This window comes from Phormidium sp. CCY1219 (assembly GCF_055795085.1).
In genome coordinates this window covers 1-459 of sequence record NZ_JAYFEQ010000546.1, presented here as the reverse complement: position 1 = coordinate 459, position 459 = coordinate 1, and the positions used below count along the sequence as shown (strand labels likewise).

Annotated in this window: 1 protein-coding gene; it reads right to left on the bottom strand. The window is 49.5% G+C overall.

The window, feature by feature from the left end; all coding sequences use genetic code 11:
* Positions 1–358, bottom strand: a 358-nt coding sequence (locus AC0QH1_RS14885) for a reverse transcriptase N-terminal domain-containing protein (protein WP_324631970.1), incomplete at its 3' end; no start/stop codon positions are given.
* Positions 359–459 lie beyond the last annotated feature (101 nt).

The following is a 459-nucleotide window of genomic DNA, read 5'->3' as shown; positions in this document are numbered from 1 at the left end:
CGTCTCGTCCTGGTTTTGGTATCCATACCCGTCTGGCAGGTCTGGCTTTTGAGTCGAGTTTCAATTGACCTGCAAGGTTCATACGTGATTTTGGGGACAAGGATTTCACCCCATCCACCCCCGCCGTCTTTTTGCCTCGATTGTCTTGGGTTACCCGTCGTACCGCTAGCACCTTGGCAGACCAGCTTTTCAGCAAAATCTTTTGGAGTCCGCGAACTGTTTTAACATCGCCACGACACTCGGCTTGATAAATTCGTTTTTGTAGGCGGTAGACGTGACGTTCAGCCTTTTTCCAGTCGATGTCGCGCCATTCCTTCCGCACCGTATTCTCTTGATGAACCGTATTGGGTATTTCCATACTACTCAGACTTTATCTTCCAAATTGTCGTGAGTCTGTCTGCATATGTTGGGCATTACCCCAACCTTTCGCTTCTGACTCAATCCTGCCCCCGTTGGCTT